This is a genomic window from Aminobacter sp. BE322, from assembly GCF_050433525.1.
GTDB lineage: Bacteria > Pseudomonadota > Alphaproteobacteria > Rhizobiales > Rhizobiaceae > Aminobacter.
The window spans coordinates 52506-75735 of the sequence record NZ_JBNPXB010000014.1 but is presented as its reverse complement, the minus strand read 5'-3'; the positions used below and the strand labels follow the sequence as shown (position 1 = coordinate 75735).

Below are 23230 nucleotides of genomic sequence, written 5' to 3'. Positions count from 1 at the left end.
GCAAAGATGTTCAAGAAAATCCTCATCGCCAGTCGCGGCGAGATCGCCTGCCGGGTCATCAAGACCGCAAAGAAGCTCGGTAGCGCCACGGTGGCCGTCTATTCCGACGCTGACCGCGAGGCGCTGCATGTGAAGATGGCCGACGAGGCCGTCCACATCGGGCCTGCGCCGTCGAGCCAGTCCTACATCGTTATCCAGAAGATCATCGACGCCATCCGCCAGTCCGGCGCCGATGCAGTGCATCCCGGCTACGGCTTCCTGTCGGAGAACCCGAATTTCGCCGAGGCGCTGAAGGGCGAGGGCGTCGCCTTCATCGGCCCGCCCCCTGTCGCCATCGAGGCGATGGGCGACAAGATCACGTCCAAGAAGATCGCAGCTTCGGCTGGCGTGTCCACCGTGCCCGGCCACATGGGGCTCATCGAGGATGCGGAAGAGGCCGTCCGCATCGCGGGCTCCATCGGCTATCCCGTCATGATCAAGGCTTCCGCCGGCGGCGGCGGCAAGGGCATGCGCATCGCCTGGAACGATGCCGAGGCACGCGAGGGTTTCCAGTCGTCGAGGAACGAGGCCAAGTCGTCCTTCGGCGACGACCGCATCTTCATCGAAAAATTCGTCACCCAGCCGCGCCACATCGAAATCCAGGTGCTGGGCGACCAGCACGGCAACCTGGTCTATCTCGGCGAGCGCGAATGCTCGATCCAGCGCCGCAACCAGAAGGTCATCGAGGAGGCGCCGTCGCCCTTCCTCGACGCCGCCACCCGCAAGGCGATGGGCGAACAGGCCGTCGCGCTCGGCAAGGCCGTCGGCTACTTCTCGGCCGGCACGGTCGAGTTCATCGTCGACGGTGACCGCAACTTCTACTTCCTCGAGATGAACACCCGCCTGCAGGTCGAGCACCCGGTGACCGAGCTGATCACCGGCATCGACCTCGTCGAGGAGATGATCCGCGTCGCTGCGGGCGAGAAACTGCGCTTTACCCAAGCCGACGTGAAGCTGAACGGCTGGGCGATCGAAAGCCGCCTCTACGCCGAGGATCCCTACCGCAACTTCCTGCCGTCGATCGGCCGGCTGACCCGCTATCGCCCGCCGGTCGAGGGCAAGCGCGACGACGGCACCGTGGTGCGCAACGACACCGGCGTCTTCGAGGGCGGCGAGATCTCGATGTATTACGACCCGATGATCGCCAAGCTCTGCACCTGGGCGCCCGACCGGGCCGCCGCGGTCGAAGCCATGGGCCGCGCGCTCGACGATTTCGAGGTCGAGGGCATCGGCCACAACCTGCCGTTCCTGTCGGCGGTCATGGACCACCAACGCTTCCGCGCCGGCGCGCTGACCACCGCCTTCATCGCGGAGGAATATCCCGATGGCTTCTCGGGTGTCGCGCCCTCGGAGGGCGATGCCAGGAAGCTCGCGGCGGTCGCGGCCCTGATCAACCTGTTCGTGCAGCGCCGCGGCGCCCAGATCTCCGGCGCGCTCGCACATCACCAGCGCCCGGTGGGAGCCGACTGGGTCGTCACGCTGGCCGGCTTCACCCTGCCGCTGCGGGTCAACGAGGGTGGCGACGGCACCGTGGTCGAGTTCGACGACGGCACGTCGCTCGCGGTGTCGAGCGACTGGCTGCCCGGGCACCTGCATGCCAACTTCGCCGTCGGCGGCACCTCCATCGGCGTCAAGATCTCGCGCTCGGGCACCGGCTGGCGCCTGCGCTGGCGCGGCATGGACGTGGTCGCCCATGTGCGCAGCCCGCGCGTCGCCGAACTGGCGAAGCTGATGCCGGTGAAGCTGCCGCCGGATACCTCGAAGATGCTGCTCTGCCCGATGCCGGGCGTGGTGACTTCGATCCTAGTCAAGCAGGGCGATGTCGTCGAGGCCGGCCAGTCGCTGGCGACCGTCGAGGCGATGAAGATGGAGAACGTGCTGCGCGCCGAGCGCAAGGGCACGGTCAAGCGCGTGGCAGCCACAGCGGGCGAAAGCCTCGCCGTGGATGAGCTGATCATGGAGTTCGAGTGACACGACCGAGGGTCTGGAGAGAAGCAAAGATCGCCGCCTGCCTTCTGGGCGGCCTCTTTGGCTTTGCCTTGTCTCAGATGGCCCTCGGTGCGTCCTGGTATTTCGAGCTGCCCGGCCGGCAATTTGTAACCGGTATCCAGACACCCGGTGGGGCTCCATATGTTATCCACCTTTTCAATGCGATGGTGTGGGGAGTCTGGGGCGCTGCCGGATACTCTGTCGTCACGAAGTTTATCTATGGCTTCGTCAATCTTCGCCGGATCGCTCTGCTCTACCTCGCCGGCGAAGTGTTCATCGCGGCCGGCGGATGGCTTGTTGAGACCGGGACAATTTCCCTCTCGACGCTCGAGAATGCGATCCTCCTAATTTACCTGCTGGCGGGTTTTCTCGTTGTGCGTGACTGGGCTGCCGGTCCACGCAAGGTGATGGCACTCGCCGCGTTGCCGAATGGAAGCAGCAAATGACCGACAAACCGACGATCGACACGTGGAAAAAACTCGCCGAGCGCGAGATCAAGGCGTCGCCCGAAACGCTGACCTGGAACACGCCCGAGGGCATCGAGGTCAAGCCGCTCTACACGGCGGACGATCTCCAGGGCGTCGGCCATCTCGGTTCGCTGCCGGGCTTCGAGCCGTTCCTGCGCGGCCCGCGCGCCACCATGTATGCCGGCCGGCCCTGGACCATCAGGCAGTATGCCGGCTTCTCGACGGCGGAGGAGTCCAACAACTTCTACCGCAAGGCGCTGGCCGCCGGACAGCAGGGCGTGTCGGTGGCCTTCGACCTCGCCACCCATCGTGGCTACGACTCCGACCATCCGCGCGTCGAGGGTGACGTCGGCAAGGCGGGCGTGGCGATCGATTCCGTCGAGGACATGAAGATCCTGTTCGACGGTATCCCGCTCGAAAAGATCTCCGTGTCGATGACCATGAACGGCGCGGTGATCCCGATCCTCGCCAACTTCATCGTCGCCGGCGAGGAACAGGGCGTTTCACGTGAAAAGCTGTCGGGGACCATCCAGAACGACATCCTCAAGGAGTTCATGGTCCGCAACACCTACATCTACCCGCCCGAACCCTCGATGCGCATCGTTGCCGACATCATCGAGTACACGGCCAAGGAGATGCCGAAGTTCAACTCGATCTCGATCTCCGGCTACCACATGCAGGAAGCCGGCTCGACGCTGGTGCAGGAGCTCGCCTTCACGCTGGCCGACGGGCGCGAATATGTGCGCGCGGCGCTCAGGAAGGGGCTCAATGTCGACGACTTCGCCGGCCGGCTGTCGTTCTTCTTCGCCATCGGCATGAACTTCTTCATGGAGGCGGCCAAGCTGCGCGCCGCGCGCCTGCTCTGGTCGCGCATCATGACCGAGTTCGAGCCGAAGAAGGCGTCGTCGCTGATGCTGCGCACCCATTGCCAGACTTCCGGCGTGTCGCTGCAGGAGCAGGATCCCTACAACAACATCGTCCGCACCGCCTTCGAGGCGATGTCGGCGGCACTCGGCGGCACCCAGTCGCTGCACACCAATTCGTTCGACGAGGCCATCGCGCTGCCGACCGAGTTCTCGGCCCGCATCGCCCGCAACACCCAGCTGATCCTCCAGCACGAGACGGGCGTGACCAAGGTCGTCGATCCCCTCGCCGGGTCCTATTATGTCGAGGCCCTGACCAACGATCTTGCGGAAAAAGCCTGGGCGCTGATCGAGGAGGTGGAGGCCATGGGCGGCATGACCAGGGCGGTCGCCTCCGGCCTGCCCAAGCGGTTGATCGAGGAGGCGGCGACGCGCAAGCAGGCGGCCATCGACCGGGGCGACGAGGTCATCGTCGGCGTCAACAAGTACCGGCTCGAGCAGGAAGACGAGATCGACATTCTCGAAATCGACAACTCCGCCGTCCGCCAGGCCCAGATCGCCCGTATCGAGCGCACGCGGCGCCAGCGCGACCCGAAGCGGGTCGAGGCAGCACTTGCCGCACTCGAACAGGTCGCGCGGTCAGGCGAGGGCAACATGCTGGCCGCCGCGGTCGAGGCTTCGCGGGCGCGCGCCACCGTCGGCGAGATATCGGATGCCATGCGCCGTGCCTTCGGCGACCATGCGGCGGTGCCGGAAGTGGTCGAGAACGTCTATGGCAAGGCCTATGACGACGAGCCGGAGTTCCGGACTTTGGTCTCGCGCCTCGAGCAGTTTGCCGGATCGCTGGGCGAGAAGCCGCGCATCATGGTGGCCAAGCTTGGCCAGGACGGCCACGACCGCGGCGCTAAGGTGATCGCTTCTGCCTTCGGCGACATCGGCTTCGAGGTCATTGCCGGGCCGCTGTTCCAGACGCCGCAGGAGGCCGCGGATACAGCGATTTCGTCCAAGGTGCATGTGGTCGGCATGTCGTCGCTGGCGGCCGGCCACAAGACGCTCGCGCCGCAGCTGGTCGAGGCGCTGAAGGCCAAGGGCGCGGACAACGTCATCGTCGTGGTCGGCGGCGTCATTCCGCGCCAGGATTACCAGTACCTGATCGACCATGGCGTGGCTGCCGTGTTCGGTCCGGGCACCAACGTGCTCGACGCCGCGCGTGCCGTGCTCGACCTGATGGAAGGCAAGCGTCGCAACCAGTGAGCGGCGCGGCTACGCCGATCAAGCAGCCTGCGACTGTGCTCGAAACGAAAAAAAGAGGCCCCGGTATTGCCGGGGCCTCTTTTCATTGCGGCCGGGGTGATCCGACCGAAATTCGCTTGGCTGTTACTCGCGGTTGCCCAGGAACGACAGCAGGAACGAGAACAGGTTGATGAAGTCGAGATAGAGCGTGAGTGCGCCCATGATCGCCTTGCGGCCGGCAACGAGCACGTCGTCGCCCTCGAAATACATCTCCTTGATCTTCTGCGTGTCGTAGGCGGTCAGGCCTGCGAACACCAGCACGCCGATCGCCGAGATGGCGAACTGCAGGGCCGACGACTGCAGGAAGATGTTGACCACCATCGCGATCAGGATGCCGAACACGCCCATGATCAGGAACGAGCCCATGGCCGTCAGGTCACGCTTGGTCGTGTAGCCGAACAGCGACAGCGCGCCGAAGGAGGCAGCGGTCACGAAGAAGGTCTGCACGATGCTCGCGCTGGTGTAGACCAGGAAGATCGACGACAGCGACAGGCCCATCAGGCCGGCGAAGACCCAGAATGCGGTCTGCGCGCCGGAGACGCTCATCGACTGGATGCGGGCACCCAGGAAGAACACCATGCCGAGCGGGGCGAGCATGACGACCCACTTGAGCGGCGAGCCATAGAGTGCGACGCCGAGGCTGGTCAGCATCTTGCCGTTGCCCAGCGTCGCAACCGCGGTCGCGGGGTCGTTGGTGGTGGCCAGCATCATCGTGGCGAGCGCGGCAAAGCCGGTGATAGCCAGGCCCAGGCCCATAAGGTTGTAGACCTTGAGCATGTAGGCGCGCAGGCCTTCGTCGATCGACGCATCAGTGCGGGCACCGGTGGTCGCCATGCGCGTCTGGTAATTTCTGAAGTCAGACATGGTTTCCTCTGTTGCTTCTGCCCCGTCGGGTGTCGGGTGGAGAACCCAGGCGCCGCTGGCGGGACTCCAGCATGCCTGCGGCGAAATATGATGCTTCTTTCGGGCCAGAACAAGGCCCGTAACCGTCTGAAACCCTGCGTGAGGGCACATTTCTCATACAAATGTATTTGAGAATCGTTTTCGACAAGCCCTCTTATCTATTCGGTCCGCAGCACCGGTGCGGCCTTGTGTCCCAGCACGCGCCAGGTGCCCACGAGGCCGAAGCCGACCGTCAGAATCAGCGCCGCGGCGATCGTCGCCACCGCAACCTCAGGCAGAAACTGCGACGGCAGCGTCATGATGCGGGCGACGACGAACCAGGCCGCGACCCCGCCGGCGGCGAGCGCGAAGACGGCGGTGGCGAGACCGATCAGCATGTATTCGAGCGAAAACGCGGCGATCAGCGTCCGGCGCGTCGCCCCCAGCGTCTTGAGGATCACCGCGTCGTGGATGCGGGCGCGATTTCCCGCGGCGAGCGCGCCGGCCAGCACCAGCACCGAGGCGATCAGCGCCACGCCCGCCGCGGCCCGGATCGCCGTGCCGAGCTGGGCGACCAGCCGGTTGACCACGTCAAGCGCATCCTTGACCCGCACCGTGGTGATCGCCGGATAGCTGCGCGTCACCGCGTTGAGGATGCGCGATTCCTCGACGGGCGACGCCTTGCCCTCGGTCAGGGTCGCGAGCCAGCTGTGCGGCGCGCCCGCGAATGTGTTGGGCGAGAACACCATGACGAAGTTGATGCCCATCGATTCCCACTGCACCTCGCGGAAGCTGGCGATCTTTGCCGTCACGTTGCGGCCGAGCACGTTGACGGTCACCGTGTCGCCGAGCTTGAGGCCAAGCTCGCGCCCTTCCTGCGCCGAGAACGACACCAGCGGCTCGCCGGAATAGTCGGCCGGCCACCATGTGCCCTGCGACAGCGTCGAGTTCTCCGGGATGTTTTTCGCATAGGTCAGGCCGCGGTCGCCGCGCAGCACCCAGGCGCCTTCCGGCGGCACGTCGAGTTTCTGCACCTCGGTGCCGTTGAGCGCCATGACCCGGCCGCGCAGCATCGGCACGCGCACCAGCTTGCCGCCGGGCGCCTCGGCCTCGACCAGCTTGGCGAAGTTGTCGACCTCGTTGGGCTGGATGTCGACGAAGAAGAAATTCGGCGCCCGCTCCGGCAGGCTGCCGGCGATCTGGCGGCGCAAATTGCCGTCGATCAGTGCCAGCGTCACCAGCAGCGTCAGCCCCAGGCCCAGCGACAGCACGACGGACGGCGTCAGCGCGCCGGGACGGTGGATGTTGCCGACGGCCAGCCTGAGTGCCGTCGAGCGCACGCGCGGGCTCTTGCGCGCCAGCCATTGCACGGCGAGCGCCACGGCCCTCAGCACCAGGAACGAGAAGATGGTCGCGCCGACGAAGATGGTGGCGATGCGCCGGTCGCCGGCGAGCCAGATGGCGAGCGTCGCCAGAACTGCGGCGATGCCGAGCGCCACCGCGACATAGACCAAGCGCGGCAGGCCACGCCCCTCGAAGCCCATCTCGCGAAACAGGGCGGTCGCCGGCACGTCGCGGGCGCGGCCCAGCGGCAGGATGGCGAAGGCGAGCGTCACCAGCACACCGAACAGCGCCGCGATCGCAAGCGCCGCCGGATAGATGCCCGCCTCGGCCGGTACGGGGATGACCGACTGGAGTGCAGCACTTGCCGCGAACGGCATCAGCGCGCCGAGCACGAGGCCGACGACGATGCCGAAGCCGGCGATCAGCATGATCTGGATGAGATAGACCGTCAGGACGAAGCCGCCCGAGGCGCCCAGGCTCTTGAAGGTGGCGATCACGCCGCGCTTGCCGTCGAGATAGGCGCGCACGGCATTTGCGACGCCGACGCCGCCTACCACCAGCGAGGTGAGCCCTACCAGTGTGAGGAATTGCGAAAAGCGCTCGATATTGGCCGACAGCGCCGGCGCCGCATTGCTGCGGGTGCGTATGCTCCAGCCGGCCTCGGGGAAGTCGGCATTCGCCTGTTCCCGCACCGCCGTCAGCTCCGCCTCGCCGGTGCCGGCAGGCAAACGCAGCTTGTAGGCATGCTCGACCAGGCTGCCGGGCTGGATCAGACCCGAGGCGGTGAGCCCCTCCATCGATACCAGGAGCCGCGGCGCGAAGCCGAACCCGTCGGAGACGGCATCGGGCTCGGTGACGAGCCTGGCCCTGAGCTCGAAAGTCGCAGCCCCCAGCTTGATGCGGTCGCCGAGCTTGAGCTTCAGGCGCTCGAACAGAAGATCGGGTGCCGCCGCGCCAAAGGCACCGGCCTTCTCGTCAAACAGCTCGGCACGCGGCAGCGCCGGCTCGGTGACGAGCTGGCCGTAGAGCGGATAGGCGTCGTCTACAGCCTTCGCCTCGACCAGCGACTGGTCGGAGCCGTCCTCCAGCCGCGCCATCGAGCGCATGCCGGCATTGTGCGAAACGGTGCCGAGGCTTTCGAGGAACGCGCGTTCCTTGTCGGTCGCCTCGCGCTGGATCAGCTGGAAGCGGAGGTCGCCGCCGAGCAGCGCCTGCCCTTCGCTGGCGACGCCGGCGGTGATGGCGCGGGCCACCGAATTGACGCCGCCGATGGCCGCCACGCCGAGCGCGATGCAGGTCAGGAAGATCAGGAAGCCGCGCAGGCCGCCGCGCATCTCGCGCGAAGCGAAGCGGAAGGCGAGAGGCAGGTCCCTCAGCATGGGCGCGCCTGCGATCCGGCAGCCGGATTCTGCAAGGCCGGCACCCCACGCAACCCCCCTCTGCCCTGCCGGGCATCTCCCCCGCAAGGGGGGAGATTGGCAGCGTCGCCGTCGCTGCTCTCCCTGAGACGTTGGCGGTTGGCGAAGGTGGCAATGAAGGCCGATCTCCCCCCTTGCGGGGGAGATGGCCGGCAGGCCAGAGCGGGGTGCGAAGAAGCGAAAATCATGCCCGAACCTTCTCGGCCAGCGGCGCAACGGTTGCCGTCTCGATCCGGCCCGAGCGCATCGCCACCTGCCGGTCGCAGCGCGCCGCAAGCGCCGGGTCGTGCGTCACCAGAACGAGCGTCATGCCGCGTTCGGCCGCCTTGGCAAAAAGCAGGTCGGCGATCTGTCGGCCGGTCGCCTGGTCGAGATTGCCGGTCGGTTCGTCGGCGATCAGGATGCGCGGTTCCGGGGCCAGGGCGCGCGCGATCGCCACACGCTGCTGCTCGCCGCCGGAAAGCTCGCCCGGGTAATGCGTCACCCGGTCCGCCAGACCCACCGCCGCAAGCTCGCGCTCGGCAATGGCGAAGGCATCGCGCTTGCCGGCAAGCTCCAGCGGCACGGCGACGTTTTCCAGCGCCGTCATGTTGGGGATGAGATGGAAGGACTGGAACACGATGCCGATGTTTCGACCGCGAAACGCAGCGATCTGGTCCTCGCTGCGGCCGTTGAGCAGTTCGCCGGCGATCTTCACCGAGCCGGAATCGACGCGCTCCAGGCCGGCCAGCACCATCAGCAGCGTCGACTTGCCCGAGCCGGACGGTCCGACGATGCCCGTAGCTTCCCCGGCGGCGACGTCGAGGCTGACGCCCTTCAGCACGTGGACGGACGAGGCGCCCTCGCCGAGCGTCAGCGACACATCCCTCAGTTCGATGACGGCTTCTGTCACGGCAATTCTATCCTATATGAAAACCGGAGGGCGGGGACTGTCTTCGTCATATCGGATCTGACTTGATGGCTTTCAAACAGTTCATTGCCGCGCTCGTGCTTGGACTTGCGGTCATGTTAGCCGCGCCCGCCGCCCGGGCCGAACCGTTCCGCATCGTCGGCTTCGGCGACAGCCTGATGGCGGGCTTCGGCCTCGGGCCCGGCGAGGGTTTTCCCGAAAAACTGGAGGCGGCGCTACGCGCCCGCGGTCACGATGTGGTGATCGCCAATGCCGGCGTTTCGGGCGACACGACCAGCGGCGGCCTGTCCCGCCTCGACTGGTCGGTGCCCGACGGAACGCAACTGGTCATCCTCGAACTCGGCGCCAACGACATGCTGCGCGGCATCGACCCGGCACTGGTCGAACAAAACCTCGACAAGATGCTTGCCCGGCTCAAGCAGCGCAACATTCCGGTGCTCCTGGCCGGCATGGTCGCCGCGCCCAATCTCGGCCATGCCTATGGCGAACAGTTCGGGACGATCTATCCGAAACTCGCGGAGAAATACGGCGCCACCCTCTACCCGTTCTTCCTCGACGGCGTCGCCGGCGAGCGGTCGCTGCTGCTCGAGGACGGCATGCACCCCAATGCGGCCGGTATCGACCGCATGGTCGAGCGCGCCCTGCCGACCGTCGAAAAGGCCATCGCCGGCAAATGAGCCAGCCATGCAGGGCTGCAACACCTGCCTGTCACAAACGTTGTCTATTCAGCGGCGGCTGAACAAACAGCTTGCCCGATGGGGCGATCGATGATTCGCTGAGCTTACGAATTTCGATTCGAGGAGAAGGGAGCCTGGCCATGCCGCGACTTTTCACCGCCCTCGAAATTCCGCGTGACGCGGCACTTTCCCTCTCGCTCCTGCGGGGGGGCCTGCCAGGAGCACGCTGGATCGACGTCGAGAACTACCACCTCACCCTGCGCTTCATCGGAGATGTCGAAGGCCATGTCGCCGACGAGATCGTGGAAGCGCTCGACCGCGTCGACCGCCCCGGCTTCTCGCTGACGCTTTCGGGTGTCGGTGCCTTCGGCCAGAAGAAGCCGCATGCCGTCTGGGCCGGCGTCATCCCCTCGCCTGAACTCAGCGCCCTGCAGGCCGAGATCGAACGCATCTGCCAGCGTGTCGGCGTGCCTTCCGACCCGCGCAAGTTCTCGCCGCACGTCACCCTTGCCAGGCTGCGCAACACCAGCCCGCTCGACGTGGCGCATTATCTTTCGGCGCGCGGCAATTTCGCCACCGTGCCGTTCCGCGTCGGCCGCTTCGTCTTGATGTCGTCGCGCGATTCCGTCGGCGGCGGGCCCTACATCGTCGAGGAGGCCTGGCCGCTCAACGGCGTCTCCTCGCACCCGGCGAGCCGGTCGGCCAGCGCTTCCGAAGCCTCGCGGATCATGCGGTAGACGTTCATAAAGCCGTCCTCGCCGCCATAATAGGGATCGGGAACGTCCTTCTTCGCGCCGGAGGCATGGCCGAGGAACAGTTCGATGCGTGCCGGAGATCCCTGCGGCGCCAGCCGGCGCAGGTCGTCGACGTTCGAACGGTCCATGCCGAGGATGAGGTCGAAGCGCTCGAAATCGGCGAGGGTCACCTTGCGCGCCTGCTGCCCGGTAATGTCGATGCCGTGATGCGCCGCGACCGCGATCGAGCGGGGGTCGGGGGCCGAGCCGGCATGCCAGCCGCCGGTGCCGGCCGAATCGATGGCAAAATAGGCATCGAGGCCGCGTTCGGCGAGCACGGCGCGAAACACGCCCTCGGCCAGCGGCGAACGGCAGATGTTGCCGAGGCAGACGAAGAGGATCGATCTTGGCAATCCGTTGCTCATATTTTCCTGCCCCTGCCTCGGATGACCGCGCTATGCTGGCGAACGATCTCGATTAGCATGGGAGCACGAAATGGCCAGAGAGAAACTAGCACCTGCCGAGGTGAAGGAGGGATTGGCTTCGCTCGACGGATGGGCGCTCGCCGGCGACGGCCTGTCGATATCGAGGCGTTTCGAGTTCAGGAATTTCGGCGAGGCATTCGCCTTCATGACCCGTGTCGCACTGGCCGCAGAGAAGCTCGACCACCATCCCGACTGGTCGAACGTCTACAAGACCGTAGACGTCAGGCTGAACACCCATGACGCCGGCGGGCTGACCGAACTGGACTTCAAGCTCGCCAAGCGCATGAACGCCTATTTCGGTTCCTGAGCAGCCGATCTTGCAGTGGGGGCAGCGCTTTCCCACATTCCGTCGCGAAGGAGATTGCCCAGATGGTGAAGTTCCCTGGATTTGACCATTTCCGCAACGACGCGGCCGGCACCGGCGCGAGCGAGGGCGAGGTGCGCGAGAAGTTCTGGCGCAAGGCAAAGGCTGCGGCGCGCCACATCCCCTTCATGGAAGAAGTGGTGGCCGGCTACTATTGCGCGATGGACAAACAGACGCCGCTGCGCGCCAAGGGCATCCTGCTTGCCGCGCTTGCCTATTTCATCCTGCCGGCAGACACCATTCCCGACGTGCTCGTCGGCATAGGCTTCACCGACGACATCGCGGTGCTGACGGCTGCGTTCGCAGCCGTGCGCTCGCACATGACGCCGGCGCATCGGCTGGCCGCCAGGGAGGCGCTTTCGCGCGAATGGTAAGTGGCCGCGGCCAGCCTTGTTTCAGGCCGAAACGAAAAGTCAAACTCTTGCCTTGTTCGTGGTTTTCAACCCTCGAAGGGACAGGGTGCCGCGCCCGTCGCGCGGCGGCAAAGGCTGCCGGCCAGCGGGCGAAAGGCGCTTTTCACGGGCGATTCATCCTTTGGTAACCCAGATTAAATCAAAATGAAGCGAACGGGCGGGCGCGCTGCCAGCCTGCCTCCCGCTCCATTTGAGATACAGGAAAAGCAATGCGCGGATTGATAGCTACAATTTCGGGTCTGGTGCTGGCAGTCTCGGCAATGCCGGCGCTGGCCCAGTCGGCCACCAAGATCGGCCAGTACAATTCGTGGGGGACCTACAGCTACCAGGCGCAGAACGGCAAGGTCTGCTACGTCTTGACGGTGCCCACCGACAAGCAGCCGCCGACGCTCGACCATGGCGACATGTTCTTCTTCGTCAGCCAGCGCCCGGGCCAGAAGGTGTCGTTCGAGCCGCAGTTCATTGCCGGCTACAATTTCCAGGAAAACTCCAAGGTCACCGTCACCATCGGCGACAAGTCGTTCTCCATGTTCACCAAGGGCAGGTCTGCCTGGGTCGAGAACGCCGCCGAGGAGCCGGCGCTGATCGCCGCAATGAAGGGTGGATCTGACATGAAGGTCGCAGCCAAGTCCGGCCGCGGCAACCCCACCAGCTACGTGTTTTCGCTCAAGGGCATTTCCGCCGCCCTGGGCTCGATCGCCACCTGCAAGTAAGCGCAGGCCGCGGATAGGTTCGAAGGCCGGGCGATTTTCGCCCGGCCTTTTTTTGTTTGGTGCTCGCGTTTTCCGGCAGGTGAGCCGGGCCATCACGAAACGGCGTCGCGTGCCAGGTCGAGCAGGCCCGCCAGCCATTGCGGCGCCACGAGCCAGACACCCAATGTGGCCAGTGCCAGCGCATGCAGGGCGGCAATGGCATAAAGTTGAGAACGAAACGGCTCCTTGCGCGTCTTATGGCGGAACAGGTGCTGTGCCGTGATCGCGCCGAGGCTGCCGCCGGCAAAGGCGAGCCAGAGCAGGGTCCTTTCGGGGATGCGCCGCGCGCCGGCGCTGGCCAACCTCTTGTCGCGCCAGAAGGTGAGGAAGGCCGCGCCGTTGATGGCAAGCAGCGCGAGCACGATCTGGAACATGCCGGTCATGGGCGCAGCATCGCAGCCGGAGCCTTAACAAGTGGCGAAGCCCAGGCGGAAATGCATGGCCGCCAAAACGTGACGCAGAGCCAGACCTGTGATATGTGGCGCCAAAATCCTACATTTGCCGATATCTATAGCTAGCTGAGCCCGAATGACCGTTTCGCTCGACCTCACCGCCGATGCCACCCGCGACGCGCTGCGCGCCCGAATTGCCGCGCCCGCCAAGGGTGAGCTGATCGGCCTCAGCCGCGAGGAGCTCGCGGAAGCACTGATCACCTCCGGCGTCGTCCCGGAACGCCAGGCAAAGATGCGCGTCCAGCAGCTCTGGCACTGGCTCTATGTCCGCGGCGTCTCCGACTTCGCCGACATGTTCAACATCTCCAAGGACCTGCGCGCCGAGCTGGCCAAGCACTTCACCATCGCGCGCCCCGAGATCGTCGAGGAGCAGATCTCCTCCGACGGCACGCGCAAGTGGCTGTTCCGCTTCCCGCCGCGTGGTGCCGGCCGCCCGGTCGAGATCGAGACCGTCTACATCCCCGAGGAAGGCCGCGGTACGCTCTGCATCTCCAGCCAGGTCGGCTGCACGCTCACCTGCTCGTTCTGCCACACCGGCACGCAGAAGCTGGTGCGCAACCTGACGGCGGAAGAGATCCTGGCGCAGCTTTTGACCGCGCGCGACCGGCTCGGCGATTTCCCCGACCGCGACACTCCGGCGGGCGCCATCGTGCCGGCCGAAGGCCGCAAGGTCTCCAACATCGTCATGATGGGCATGGGCGAGCCGCTCTACAATTTCGAGGCGGTGAAGAAGGCGCTGCTGATCGCCTCCGACGGCGACGGCCTGGCGCTGTCCAAGCGCCGCATCACGCTCTCGACCTCGGGCGTCGTGCCGGAGATCTTCCGCACCGGCGAGGAGATCGGCGTCATGCTGGCGATCTCGCTGCACGCCACCAACGACGATTTGCGCGACCTCTTGGTGCCGATCAACAAGAAGTTTCCGCTCAGCGAGCTGATGGACGCCTGCCGCAAATATCCCGGCCTGTCGAATGCCCGCCGCATCACCTTCGAGTATGTGATGCTGAAAGACGTCAACGACAGCCTCGAAGACGCCAAGGCACTTGTCAAGCTGCTCAAGGGCGTGCCGGCCAAGATCAACCTGATCCCGTTCAACCCATGGCCCGGCAGCAACTACCAGTGCTCGGACTGGGAGCAGATCGAGAAGTTCGCCGACTACATCAACCAGGCAGGCTATGCCTCGCCGATCCGCACGCCGCGCGGCCGCGACATCCTCGCCGCCTGCGGACAGCTCAAGTCGGAATCGGAGCGCCTGAAGAAGAGCGAGCGCCTGGCGCTCGAGGCGATGATGATCGCCGGACACGGCGAGTGAGGTTGGCCATGGCCTTGAGAAGGGCCACTTTCATCGCTGTTGGCTATGTCTGCGCTGTGTTCGTCGCGGTCTTTGCCACCTTTGCCGTCGAAATTGTCCTGTGGCTGCTCCCCGCCGCCGGAAGATCAGTCTATGATCCCAACGTGAACGTGCCGTTTGGGCTCGCTTTAGGATTGATTACCACATTTGCAACGGTCCTTCCCGGCTTCGTCTTTACGCTCTGCATAGCATGGGTTTTTCGGTTGCGTGGTTGGATGTTCTTCACGACAGCTGGAGTCTTGAATGTGTTTCCAGCGGTCGGACTTCTAAATATGCTCCTCATACTTGATACCGGTCGCTTGCATTCGTTGTTCTCATCCAGCCTGGCTCTCCGCTTATTACCTGGTGGCTTTCTAGGCGGGCTCAGCTTTTGGCAAGTCGCCTACAGGTCTTCGGATGCTTGGCCCAAGGATGTGAAAGCATGAGCCGCGTCCTTCTCTACCTCGGCAAGTTCGCCCACATGGTGCTGGGCTTCCTGGCGGCGTCGCTTGCCGCCAGCGCATTCCTGAACGTGATCTTCCTCGGCGTCGCCGGTGTCATCGCGCCGGAGATCCCCGTGGAAGTGGCCCACGGCTCGCTGGTCTTCTCTATACCCTTCGTGGCGCTGTTTGTGGCCTATTTTGCCTTCGTGCCGGCCGTGGTCGTGATGCTGCTCGCAGAGCTTCTGGGCAAGCGCGACTGGCTCTTCTACGCGCTGGCCGGCGGCTTCGTGGCGCTGATCTTCATCGGCTTCGCCTATCAGGCCGGTGACGGCGGCTTCGCCTATCGCGACCCGCTGCTGCCGGTATCGATCATCGGCAGCGGGCTCATCGGCGGCATCGCCTACTGGTTCGTCACCGGCCGCTTCGCCGGCGCGTGGCGCGAAAGCCCGCCTACTTCGCCTGCGCCGTAAGGATCTTCAGCGCGAAGGCCGAGAACACGCCGGCAAACAGATAGTCGACGATGCGCGTCACGCGCGGGCTCTTCTTCAAGAGGCCGGCGAACCTGTCTGCGGCGATCACCATCGGCGCCGTCACCGGCAGCGACAGCACGATGAACATGGCGCCGAGGAAGAACAGCTTGCCCGGCGCGTTGGCGTCGCTCGCCGAGACGAACTGCGGCAGGAAGGTCATGAAGAACAGGATGATCTTGGGGTTGAGCAGGTTGATGCCGAGCCCGGTCGCCCAGTTCTGGAAGAACGAGCGCGGCTCGCGCTTGGTGGTGTCCGGCGAGAAGGCCGACCCCTTGGTGATCGCCTGGAAGGCGAGCCACACCAGATAGCCCGCCCCGACGATCTTGAGCGCCATGAAGGCCTGCGGCGAGGCCACGATCAGCGCCGACAGGCCGAGCGCCACCAGCGTGGTGTGGATGACGATGCCCGTCATGGCGCCTGCCATGCAGGCGAAGCCCGCCTTGCGGCCTTCGGAGAGGGCGCGGCCGACGAACAGCGTCATGTCGGGGCCGGGCGTGATGGCGATGATGAAGGTGGCGACGGCAAACTGCAGGATGGTCGCCAGGTCTGGAACGAAGGACATGTCGGTGCCGCCGGAGATAGAGGTTTGGGGGGGTGAGTTGGACTTCCAGCTTTAGCCGTACGCCCGCGTCTCCGGCGCTTCAACAGGAAAATGCCGACCCAGAGCGCCGCCGGACCATGCGGCCCGGCAACGCCCGTAGGTTAGCTCGCGAAGTAAGCCTGCGTGCCGTGGGCGTCGATAGCTTCGGCGGGACGTCCGAGCGCGAGCATAGACTGCCAAAGATCTGGCAACGCGCGATTTTGGGCCGATATCGCGTCGAAAGCTGTGCTCGACCGTGAGTGGTCCAGCGGCAGGTTCCTTTTGGTCCTGCCTGCGCCTTACCAAGCGGAACCGCGGTTTGCGCACGGTGGCCTCGTCCCGGGCAGATTGACTTGACGGGCGCGCGCCTTTCAACTCTCGCCACGAGGAGCAAATGATGCAGGCAGTATTCGACGGCCACAACGACGTGCTTTTCCGGTTGTGGAACAACGCGGCCAAGGGCGCGGATCCTGTGACCGAGTTCATCGAGGGCACCCGGCAAGGGCATATCGACATGCCCCGCGCCATGAAGGGCGGTCTCGCCGGAGGGCTCTGCGCCATCTACATCACCTCGGGCAGCATCCGCGACGACGTGCGCGACGCGAACGGCCACTATGCCGTGCCGCTTTCGGCGCCTCTCGAACGTTCGCCGTCGCTGGACGTCGCCCTCGACATGGCTGCGATCGCCTTCAGGATCGAGCGTGCCGGCGGCTGGACGATCTGCCGCAATTCGACGGACATCGACGCAGCCTCGGCGGCAGGCAAGTTCGCCGCGGTGCTGCACATGGAAGGCTGCGAGGCAATCGACGCCGATCTTGCCGCCCTCGACGTCTTTTATGCCGCCGGCCTGCGCTCGCTCGGTCCGGTGTGGAGCCGCAACACCATCTTCGGGCACGGCGTGCCCTTCGCCTTCCCGTCGAGCCCCGATACCGGCCCCGGCCTCACCGAAGCCGGCAAAAGACTGGTCAAGGCCTGCAATCGGATGGGCATCGCCATCGATCTCGCCCACATTACCGAACGGGGCTTCTGGGACGTGGCCAGACTTTCGGAGAAGCCGCTGATCGTCAGCCATTCCAACGCGCACGCCTTAACGCCGATCAGCCGCAACCTGACCGACAAGCAGCTCGACGCCGTGCGCGAGAGCAACGGCCTGGTCGGCCTGAACTTCGCCGTCACCATGCTGCGCGAGGACGGCGCCAAGCGCGCCGACACGCCGCTTTCCGACATGATCCGGCACATAGACTACCTCGTCGAGCGCGTCGGCATCGACGGCGTTGCGATGGGTTCGGACTTCGACGGCGCCACGATCCCGGCCGAGATCGGCGACGCCGCCGGGCTGCAGCGGCTCGTTGCCGCCATGAGGGATGCTGGCTATGGTGATGCGGAACTGGCGAAAATCTGCCGCGACAACTGGCTCAGGGTACTGCGCTCGGCCTGGCACGAGGCAGCCTGAGAACAAAAACTTTCGTCAACTGGGGGAACTGAAGACATGTTTATCGGAAAACTGAACGGACATTTCCGCGTGATGCTCGCTGGCGCTGCCGTGTCGGCGTTGGTATTTGGCGCCGCCCCAGCTCTCGCCGAGACGCCGGCAGACACGCTGGTGCAGGCCTGGGCCATCGACGACACGATCACGCTCGATCCTGCAGAATCCTTCGAACTCAGCCCGGCCGAGTTCCTCGGCAACGCCTACGACATGCTGGTGCGGCTCGATATCGACGACACTTCCAAGGTCAAGCCCGGCATCGCCGAGAGCTGGACGGTTTCCGACGACGGCCTGACCTATACCTTCAAGCTCAAGCCGGGCCTCAAGTTCGCTTCCGGTAACCCGATCACCGCCGAGGACGTCGCCTGGTCGTTCGAGCGCGTCGTCAAGCTCGACAAGAGCCCGGCCTTCATCCTGACCCAGTTCGGCCTGACCAAGGACAATGTCGCCGAGAAGGCCAAGGCTGTCGACGAGAGCACCTTCGTGCTCACCGTCGACAAGGCATACGCCCCGAGCTTCGTGCTGAACTGCCTCACGGCGACCGTCGGCGCGGTCGTCGACAAGAAGCTGGTGCTGGAGCATGTCGCCGCCGTAACCCCGACCGACGACTACAAGTTCGACAACGACTTCGGCAACGGCTGGATGAAGACCGGCTATGCCGGCTCGGGTCCGTTCAAGATCCGCGACTGGCGCGCCAACGAAATCCTCGTGATGGAGCGCAACGACAACTACTACGGCGACAAGCCGGCGCTCGCCCGCGTCATCTATCGCCACGTCAAGGAAAGCGCGACCCAGCGCCTGATGCTCGAAAGCGGCGACGTCGACGTGGCCCGCAACCTGGAGCCGGGCGACCTCGAGGCGGTGTCCAAGAACGCCGGTCTCGCGACGACGAGCGCGCCCAAGGGCACGGTGTACTACATCAGCCTCAACCAGAAGAACCCGAACCTCGCCAAGCCCGAGGTGCGCCAGGCGCTGAAATACCTGGTCGACTACGACGCCATCGGCTCGACCCTGATCAAGGGCATCGGCGAGATCCGCCAGACCTACCAGCCGAAGGGCGTGCTCGGTGCGCTCGATTCCGATCCGTTCAAGTTCGACGTCGCCAAGGCCAAGGAACTGCTCGAGAAGGCGGGCCTGAAGGACGGCTTCTCGGTAACCATGGACGTGCGCAACACCCAGCCGGTGACAGGCATCGCCGAAGCCTTCCAGCAGACCGCCGGCCAGGCGGGCGTGAAGGTCGAGATCATCCCCGGCGACGGCAAGCAGACGCTGACCAAGTACCGTGCCCGCAACCACGACATGTATATCGGCCAGTGGGGCATGGACTACTGGGATCCGAACTCCAACGCCGAGACCTTCACCTCCAACCCGAACAATGCCGACGACGGCACGGTGAAGACGCTGGCCTGGCGCAATGCCTGGGACGTGCCGGAACTGACCGAGAAGACCAAGGCCGCCCTGCTCGAACGCGACGCCGACAAGCGTGCGGCCATGTACCGGGAGCTGCAGCAGGCTGCCCTCGACACCAGCCCGTTCGTGCTGATCTTCCAGCAGACGGAGGTCGCCGGCATGCGCGGCAACGTCAAGAACTACAAGCTCGGGCCGAGCTTCGACTCGAATTTCGTGGCACCAGTGACCAAGGAATGATCCAGCAGGATCAAGCCGTTGAGCACCGCTGACACCCAGACGCCCGCGAGGCGCGCCAACCGGCGCGCCTCCGCCATCGTCGGATCGATCGCCAGCTTCCTGGTGATCGTCGCCACGACCTATCTCGGCCTCCTGGCCGTGACCTTCTTTATCGGCCGCGTCGTGCCGATCGACCCGGTGCTCGCCATCGTCGGCGACCGTGCACCGGCCCATGTCGTCGAGCGCACCCGCATCGAGATGGGCTTCAACCTGCCCTACTACCAGCAGTTCTTCCTCTATGTGAAAGGCGTGCTATCGGGCGACTTCGGCACTTCGGTGCTGACGACCAACCCGGTGATGGCCGATATCCGCCGCGTCTTCCCGGCGACCATGGAACTCGCCACGGTCGGCACCGTCATCGGCGCGGCGTTGGGCATCCCGCTCGGCGTGCTGGCCGCGGTGAAGCGCGGCAGCGTCGCCGATCAGATCGTGCGCGTCGTCGGCCTCGTCGGCTACTCGGTGCCGATCTTCTGGCTCGGCCTGATCGCGCTCCTGGTCTTCTACGCCCGGCTCGGCTGGACCTCGGGCCCCGGCCGCATCGATGTGGTGTTCGAGTATACCTTTACGCCAGTCACCGGCTTCTACCTGCTCGACGCCGTCATCAACCGCGACTGGGCCGCCTTCAAGGACATCTTCTCCCACATCATCCTGCCGGCTTCGCTGCTCGGCTATTTCTCGCTCGCCTATATCAGCCGCATGACGCGCTCCTTCATGCTGAACGAGCTCAGCCAGGAATACATCGTCGCGGCGCGCGCCAAGGGGCTTTCGGAAAGCCGCATCGTCTGGGGCCACGCGCTGCGCAACGCCGCCGTGCCGCTGGTCACCGTCATCGCGCTGTCCTATGCGGGCCTGCTCGAAGGCTCGGTGCTGACCGAGACCGTCTTTGCCTGGCCAGGTCTCGGCCTCTACATCACCAACTCGCTGCAGAACGCCGACATGAACGCCGTGCTCGGCGGCACCATCGTCATCGGTTCGGTCTTCATCGGCATCAACCTGTTGTCCGACCTGCTCTACCGCATGCTCGACCCGAGGACGCGGATCCGATGAGCGAAACCACGATGACCCGCCGCGAATGGCTTTTGACCGACCGGCCGCAGTCGCGCATGCAGGCCCGGCTCGGTCGCGCCTATCTCACCTGGCGCCGCTTCACCGCCAACAAACTGGCCGTCGTCGGCCTCGCCATCATCCTGGCACTGCTCTTCGTCGCGGCGTTCGCGCCGCTGCTGGCGCCCTACTCGCCCTATATCGGCGATCTCAAGAACGCGCGGCTGATGACGCCCGGCGCGGACTATTGGCTCGGCACCGACGACCAGGGCCGGGACATCCTCTCGCGGCTGATCTACGGCTCGCGCCTGACGCTGCAGGTGGTGTTCCTGGTCGCCGTCATCGCCGCTCCCATCGGCCTGCTCGTCGGCACCGTGTCGGGCTATGCCGGCGGCTGGGTCGACGCGGTGCTGATGCGCGTCACCGACATCTTCCTCGCCTTCCCCAAGCTGGTGCTGGCGCTGGCCTTCGTCGCCGCCCTCGGCCCCGGCATCGAAAACGCCATCATCGCCATCGCGCTGACGTCATGGCCGCCCTATGCCCGCATCGCCCGCGCAGAGACGCTTACGGTGCGCAGTTCCGACTACATCTCGGCGGTCAAGCTGATGGGCGCCTCGCCGATGCGCATCGTGCTGCGCCACATCATGCCGCTCTGCATCTCGTCGCTGATCGTGCGGGTGACCCTCGACATGGCCGGCATCATCCTGACCGCCGCCGGTCTCGGCTTCCTCGGCCTTGGCGCCCAGCCGCCGCTGCCCGAATGGGGCGCAATGATCGCCTCGGGCCGCCGCTTCATCCTCGACCAGTGGTGGGTCGCTGCCGCGCCTGGCGCCGCGATCCTCATCGTCAGTCTCGGCTTCAACCTGCTCGGCGACGGCCTGCGCGACGCGCTCGACCCCAGGAGCGGCGGTCAATGAGCGCCATGCTCCACGTCGAGGACCTGCGCGTCGACTTCCCCACCCGCACCGGCATGGTGCAGGCGGTACGCGGCGTCACCTTCGCGCTCGGCCAGGAAAGGCTCGGCATCGTCGGCGAGAGCGGATCGGGCAAGTCGCAGACCGGCCGCGCCATCATGGGGCTGACGCCGCAGCACGCCCATGTCGGCGCGAAGCGGCTGGAGTTCAGCGGGATCGATCTTCTTGATGCGTCGCCAGCGCTGCGCAGGGACCTGCGCGGCAACCGCATCGCCATGATCCTTCAGGACCCGAAGTATTCGCTCGACCCGGTCATGACCATCGGCCGCCAGATCGTCGAGACGCTCCGAACACACGAGAAGGCGTCGAAGGCCGAGGCGCGCGAAAAGGCGCTCGACATGCTCGCCGCCGTCCAGATCCGTGACCCCAAGCGCGTCTTCGCGCTGTATCCGCACGAGGTCTCGGGCGGCATGGGCCAGCGCGCCATGATCGCCATGATGCTGATCGCCGGTCCCGAACTTCTGATCGCCGACGAGCCGACCTCGGCGCTCGACGTCACCGTCCAGCTCGACATCCTGCGCATCCTCGACCGGCTGGTGATCGACCGCGGCATGGGCCTCATCTTCATCTCGCACGATCTGAGGCTGGTCTCGACCTTCTGCGACCGCGTCATCGTCATGTATGCCGGCAGGATCGTCGAGGAGCTGAAGGCTTCCGAGCTGTCGCAGGCAAAGCACCCCTACACGCAGGGCCTGCTCAACTGCATGCCCAGGATCGGCGCCGACCGGCATCCGCTGCCCGTGCTCGACCGCAAGCCGGAGTGGCTGCTGTGACTCAAGCCCTCAAGATCGACAGGCTGCGCGTCGTCTATGACGACTTCGTCGCGCTGAAGGACGTCAACCTCACCGTCAACCCCGGCGAATCCTTCGGGCTCGTCGGCGAGTCTGGCTCGGGCAAGTCGACGCTGCTGCGCGCCGTTGCGGGTCTCGCGCCCATCTCCGGGGGCACCATCGACGTCTCCGGCAAGCGCCTCGGCAGGACCCGCGACAAGGCTTTCTACCGCCAGGTCCAGATGGTGTTTCAGGACCCTTATGGCTCGCTGCATCCGCGCCAGACGGTCGACCGCCTGCTCTTGGAGCCGCTGGCGATCCACGGTTTCGGCGATACCGAGAAGCGCATCCTGCGCGCGCTCGAAGAGGTCGGCCTCGGCTCGAGCTTCCGCTTCCGCTATTCGCACCAGCTGTCGGGCGGCCAGCGCCAGCGCGTGGCGATCGCCCGGGCGCTGATCCTCGAACCCTCGATCCTGCTGCTCGACGAGCCGACCTCGGCGCTCGATGCCTCGGTGCAGGCCGAAGTGCTCAACCTGCTCGAACAGGTGCGCCGCGACCGCAAGCTCACCTTCGTCATGGTCAGCCACGACCTCGGCGTCATCACCCACATGTGCGAGCGGCTGATGGTGATGCAGGGCGGCGAGGAGGTCGAGCGGCTGGAGGCCGGCGACCTCGCCACCCGTAACGTGGCACAGGATTACACGCGCAACCTTTTGGTCGCATCCGAAGGATTCGTTCGCGGCGCCTGACCGACGGGTTGCTTCGGGCCGGTCTCGCCTGCAATTCTGGAACGGATGGGGCAATTGCTCCAACCCTCATACCCAGGTGTTCAAAATGCTCCTTGGCATCGATCCGCTGCTCGGCCCCGACGTCCTCTACGTGCTCCGTGCCATGGGTCATGGCGACGACCTGATTTTTGCCGACGCCAACTTCCCGGCCGATGCCATGGCCCGACAAACCGTGTTCGGTCGCCTGTTGCGCATCGACAGCGACATCGTCAGCGTGATGAAGGCGGTGCTTTCGGTGATGCCCGTCGACACCTTCGTCGACGACGCCTTCGCTCGCATGGAAGTGGTCGGCAAGCCGGACGAAATTCCCGAAGTCCAGCGCGAGGTCGGCAAGCTGCTCGAGGGGACGGGCACGAAGATGGTCGGCATCGAGCGCTTTGCCTTCTACGAACGCGCCAAGAAGGCCTACGCCGTCATCCAGACCCAGGAACGCCGCTTCTACGCCGACTTCGCCGTGCGCAAGGGGGTTGTTCCGCCGGGGGTGTGAGGCTGCTCGCTCTGAGCAGCCAACCATCATGTC

Annotated in this window: 24 protein-coding genes; 18 read left to right on the top strand and 6 right to left on the bottom strand. The window is 65.4% G+C overall.

The features are described 5' to 3' along the window. The first annotated feature begins 6 nt into the window (after positions 1–6). Genes J2X50_RS18480 through scpA form a run of 3 tightly spaced genes read left to right on the top strand, consistent with a single transcriptional unit; the run spans position 7 to position 4612 of the window. Positions 7–2010 carry an acetyl-CoA carboxylase biotin carboxylase subunit gene (locus J2X50_RS18480; RefSeq protein ID WP_429097191.1) on the top strand — a complete coding sequence of 668 codons (2004 nt, stop codon included), beginning with the start codon at positions 7–9 and terminating at the stop codon, positions 2008–2010. Further along, on the top strand, positions 2007–2474 hold the full coding sequence (locus J2X50_RS18475) for a hypothetical protein (RefSeq protein ID WP_429097189.1): 468 nt from the start codon (positions 2007–2009) through the stop codon (positions 2472–2474). Before J2X50_RS18480 ends, J2X50_RS18475 begins: the two co-directional genes overlap by 4 nt. After that, positions 2471–4612 carry a methylmalonyl-CoA mutase gene (gene scpA / locus J2X50_RS18470; protein WP_429097187.1) on the top strand — a complete coding sequence of 714 codons (2142 nt, stop codon included), beginning with the start codon at positions 2471–2473 and terminating at the stop codon, positions 4610–4612. The genes J2X50_RS18475 and scpA overlap by 4 nt, the downstream gene beginning before the upstream one ends. Before the next feature lie 123 nt (positions 4613–4735). Here scpA and J2X50_RS18465 read toward each other — a convergent pair whose 3' ends face one another. The 3 genes from J2X50_RS18465 to J2X50_RS18455 all read right to left on the bottom strand — a co-directional run bounded on the left by J2X50_RS18465 (position 4736) and on the right by J2X50_RS18455 (position 9187). Continuing rightward, positions 4736–5515, bottom strand: a complete 780-nt coding sequence (locus J2X50_RS18465; protein ID WP_347965778.1) for a Bax inhibitor-1/YccA family protein — start codon at positions 5513–5515, stop codon at positions 4736–4738. A gap of 197 nt (positions 5516–5712) precedes the next feature. After that, on the bottom strand, positions 5713–8256 hold the full coding sequence (locus tag J2X50_RS18460) for an ABC transporter permease (protein ID WP_429097183.1): 2544 nt from the start codon (positions 8254–8256) through the stop codon (positions 5713–5715). A 223-nt stretch (positions 8257–8479) separates the two neighbouring features. Further along, positions 8480–9187, bottom strand: a complete 708-nt coding sequence (locus J2X50_RS18455) for an ABC transporter ATP-binding protein (protein ID WP_429097182.1) — start codon at positions 9185–9187, stop codon at positions 8480–8482. A gap of 65 nt (positions 9188–9252) precedes the next feature. Here J2X50_RS18455 and J2X50_RS18450 point away from each other — a divergent pair, with 65 nt between their 5' ends. Both J2X50_RS18450 and thpR read left to right on the top strand, forming a co-directional pair. Next, on the top strand, positions 9253–9882 hold the full coding sequence (locus tag J2X50_RS18450; RefSeq protein WP_429097181.1) for an arylesterase: 630 nt from the start codon (positions 9253–9255) through the stop codon (positions 9880–9882). A gap of 140 nt (positions 9883–10022) precedes the next feature. After that, complete coding sequence (gene thpR / locus J2X50_RS18445) at positions 10023–10619, top strand: RNA 2',3'-cyclic phosphodiesterase (protein WP_429097179.1); 597 nt, start codon at positions 10023–10025, stop codon at positions 10617–10619. On the opposite strand, the gene J2X50_RS18440 is transcribed toward thpR, so the two are convergent. Continuing rightward, on the bottom strand, positions 10523–11041 hold the full coding sequence (locus J2X50_RS18440) for a low molecular weight protein-tyrosine-phosphatase (protein ID WP_429097178.1): 519 nt from the start codon (positions 11039–11041) through the stop codon (positions 10523–10525). The genes thpR and J2X50_RS18440 overlap by 97 nt on opposite strands. Before the next feature lie 70 nt (positions 11042–11111). Here J2X50_RS18440 and J2X50_RS18435 point away from each other — a divergent pair, with 70 nt between their 5' ends. The 3 genes from J2X50_RS18435 (at position 11112) to J2X50_RS18425 (ending at position 12591) form a co-directional block, all read left to right on the top strand. After that, on the top strand, positions 11112–11408 hold the full coding sequence (locus tag J2X50_RS18435) for a 4a-hydroxytetrahydrobiopterin dehydratase (RefSeq protein ID WP_429097176.1): 297 nt from the start codon (positions 11112–11114) through the stop codon (positions 11406–11408). Between the two features lie 62 nt (positions 11409–11470). Next, positions 11471–11839, top strand: coding sequence for a YkvA family protein (locus J2X50_RS18430; protein WP_429097173.1), 369 nt, complete (start codon positions 11471–11473; stop codon positions 11837–11839). A gap of 248 nt (positions 11840–12087) precedes the next feature. Further along, positions 12088–12591, top strand: a complete 504-nt coding sequence (locus J2X50_RS18425; protein WP_429097170.1) for an invasion associated locus B family protein — start codon at positions 12088–12090, stop codon at positions 12589–12591. A gap of 92 nt (positions 12592–12683) precedes the next feature. On the opposite strand, the gene J2X50_RS18420 is transcribed toward J2X50_RS18425, so the two are convergent. Next, a complete protein-coding gene (locus J2X50_RS18420; protein ID WP_429097168.1) occupies positions 12684–13013 on the bottom strand; it encodes a DUF1294 domain-containing protein in 330 nt (109 codons plus the stop codon). 145 nt (positions 13014–13158) lie between these two features. On the opposite strand from J2X50_RS18420, the gene rlmN reads away from it, so the two are divergent. The 3 genes from rlmN to J2X50_RS18405 are packed head-to-tail and all read left to right on the top strand — an operon-like array spanning position 13159 to position 15322. Further along, positions 13159–14391 carry a 23S rRNA (adenine(2503)-C(2))-methyltransferase RlmN gene (gene rlmN, locus J2X50_RS18415; protein WP_429097165.1) on the top strand — a complete coding sequence of 411 codons (1233 nt, stop codon included), beginning with the start codon at positions 13159–13161 and terminating at the stop codon, positions 14389–14391. Between the two features lie 8 nt (positions 14392–14399). Continuing rightward, complete coding sequence (locus J2X50_RS18410; protein WP_429097163.1) at positions 14400–14855, top strand: hypothetical protein; 456 nt, start codon at positions 14400–14402, stop codon at positions 14853–14855. After that, on the top strand, positions 14852–15322 hold the full coding sequence (locus J2X50_RS18405) for a hypothetical protein (protein WP_429097161.1): 471 nt from the start codon (positions 14852–14854) through the stop codon (positions 15320–15322). Before J2X50_RS18410 ends, J2X50_RS18405 begins: the two co-directional genes overlap by 4 nt. On the opposite strand, the gene J2X50_RS18400 is transcribed toward J2X50_RS18405, so the two are convergent. After that, complete coding sequence (locus J2X50_RS18400) at positions 15303–15944, bottom strand: LysE family translocator (protein WP_429097158.1); 642 nt, start codon at positions 15942–15944, stop codon at positions 15303–15305. The genes J2X50_RS18405 and J2X50_RS18400 overlap by 20 nt on opposite strands. A 415-nt stretch (positions 15945–16359) precedes the next feature. Here J2X50_RS18400 and J2X50_RS18395 point away from each other — a divergent pair, with 415 nt between their 5' ends. The 7 genes from J2X50_RS18395 to J2X50_RS18365 all read left to right on the top strand — a co-directional run bounded on the left by J2X50_RS18395 (position 16360) and on the right by J2X50_RS18365 (position 23197). Beyond that, on the top strand, positions 16360–17415 hold the full coding sequence (locus J2X50_RS18395) for a dipeptidase (protein WP_429097292.1): 1056 nt from the start codon (positions 16360–16362) through the stop codon (positions 17413–17415). A 36-nt stretch (positions 17416–17451) separates the two neighbouring features. Continuing rightward, on the top strand, positions 17452–19095 hold the full coding sequence (locus J2X50_RS18390; RefSeq protein WP_429097156.1) for an ABC transporter substrate-binding protein: 1644 nt from the start codon (positions 17452–17454) through the stop codon (positions 19093–19095). A gap of 75 nt (positions 19096–19170) precedes the next feature. Then, positions 19171–20181 (top strand): ABC transporter permease, encoded by a 1011-nt coding sequence (locus J2X50_RS18385; protein WP_429097290.1) that lies wholly within the window; start codon positions 19171–19173, stop codon positions 20179–20181. Continuing rightward, on the top strand, positions 20178–21095 hold the full coding sequence (gene nikC, locus J2X50_RS18380; RefSeq protein ID WP_429097153.1) for a nickel transporter permease: 918 nt from the start codon (positions 20178–20180) through the stop codon (positions 21093–21095). Before J2X50_RS18385 ends, nikC begins: the two co-directional genes overlap by 4 nt. Next, positions 21092–21925, top strand: coding sequence for an ABC transporter ATP-binding protein (locus tag J2X50_RS18375; RefSeq protein WP_429097150.1), 834 nt, complete (start codon positions 21092–21094; stop codon positions 21923–21925). The genes nikC and J2X50_RS18375 overlap by 4 nt, the downstream gene beginning before the upstream one ends. Beyond that, the gene (locus J2X50_RS18370; protein ID WP_429097147.1) at positions 21922–22671 is read left to right on the top strand and encodes an ABC transporter ATP-binding protein; all 750 of its coding nucleotides are present in this window, start codon (positions 21922–21924) and stop codon (positions 22669–22671) included. The genes J2X50_RS18375 and J2X50_RS18370 overlap by 4 nt, the downstream gene beginning before the upstream one ends. 85 nt (positions 22672–22756) lie before the next feature. Then, positions 22757–23197, top strand: a complete 441-nt coding sequence (locus tag J2X50_RS18365) for an RbsD/FucU family protein (protein ID WP_429097144.1) — start codon at positions 22757–22759, stop codon at positions 23195–23197. The last annotated feature ends 33 nt before the right edge of the window (positions 23198–23230 follow it).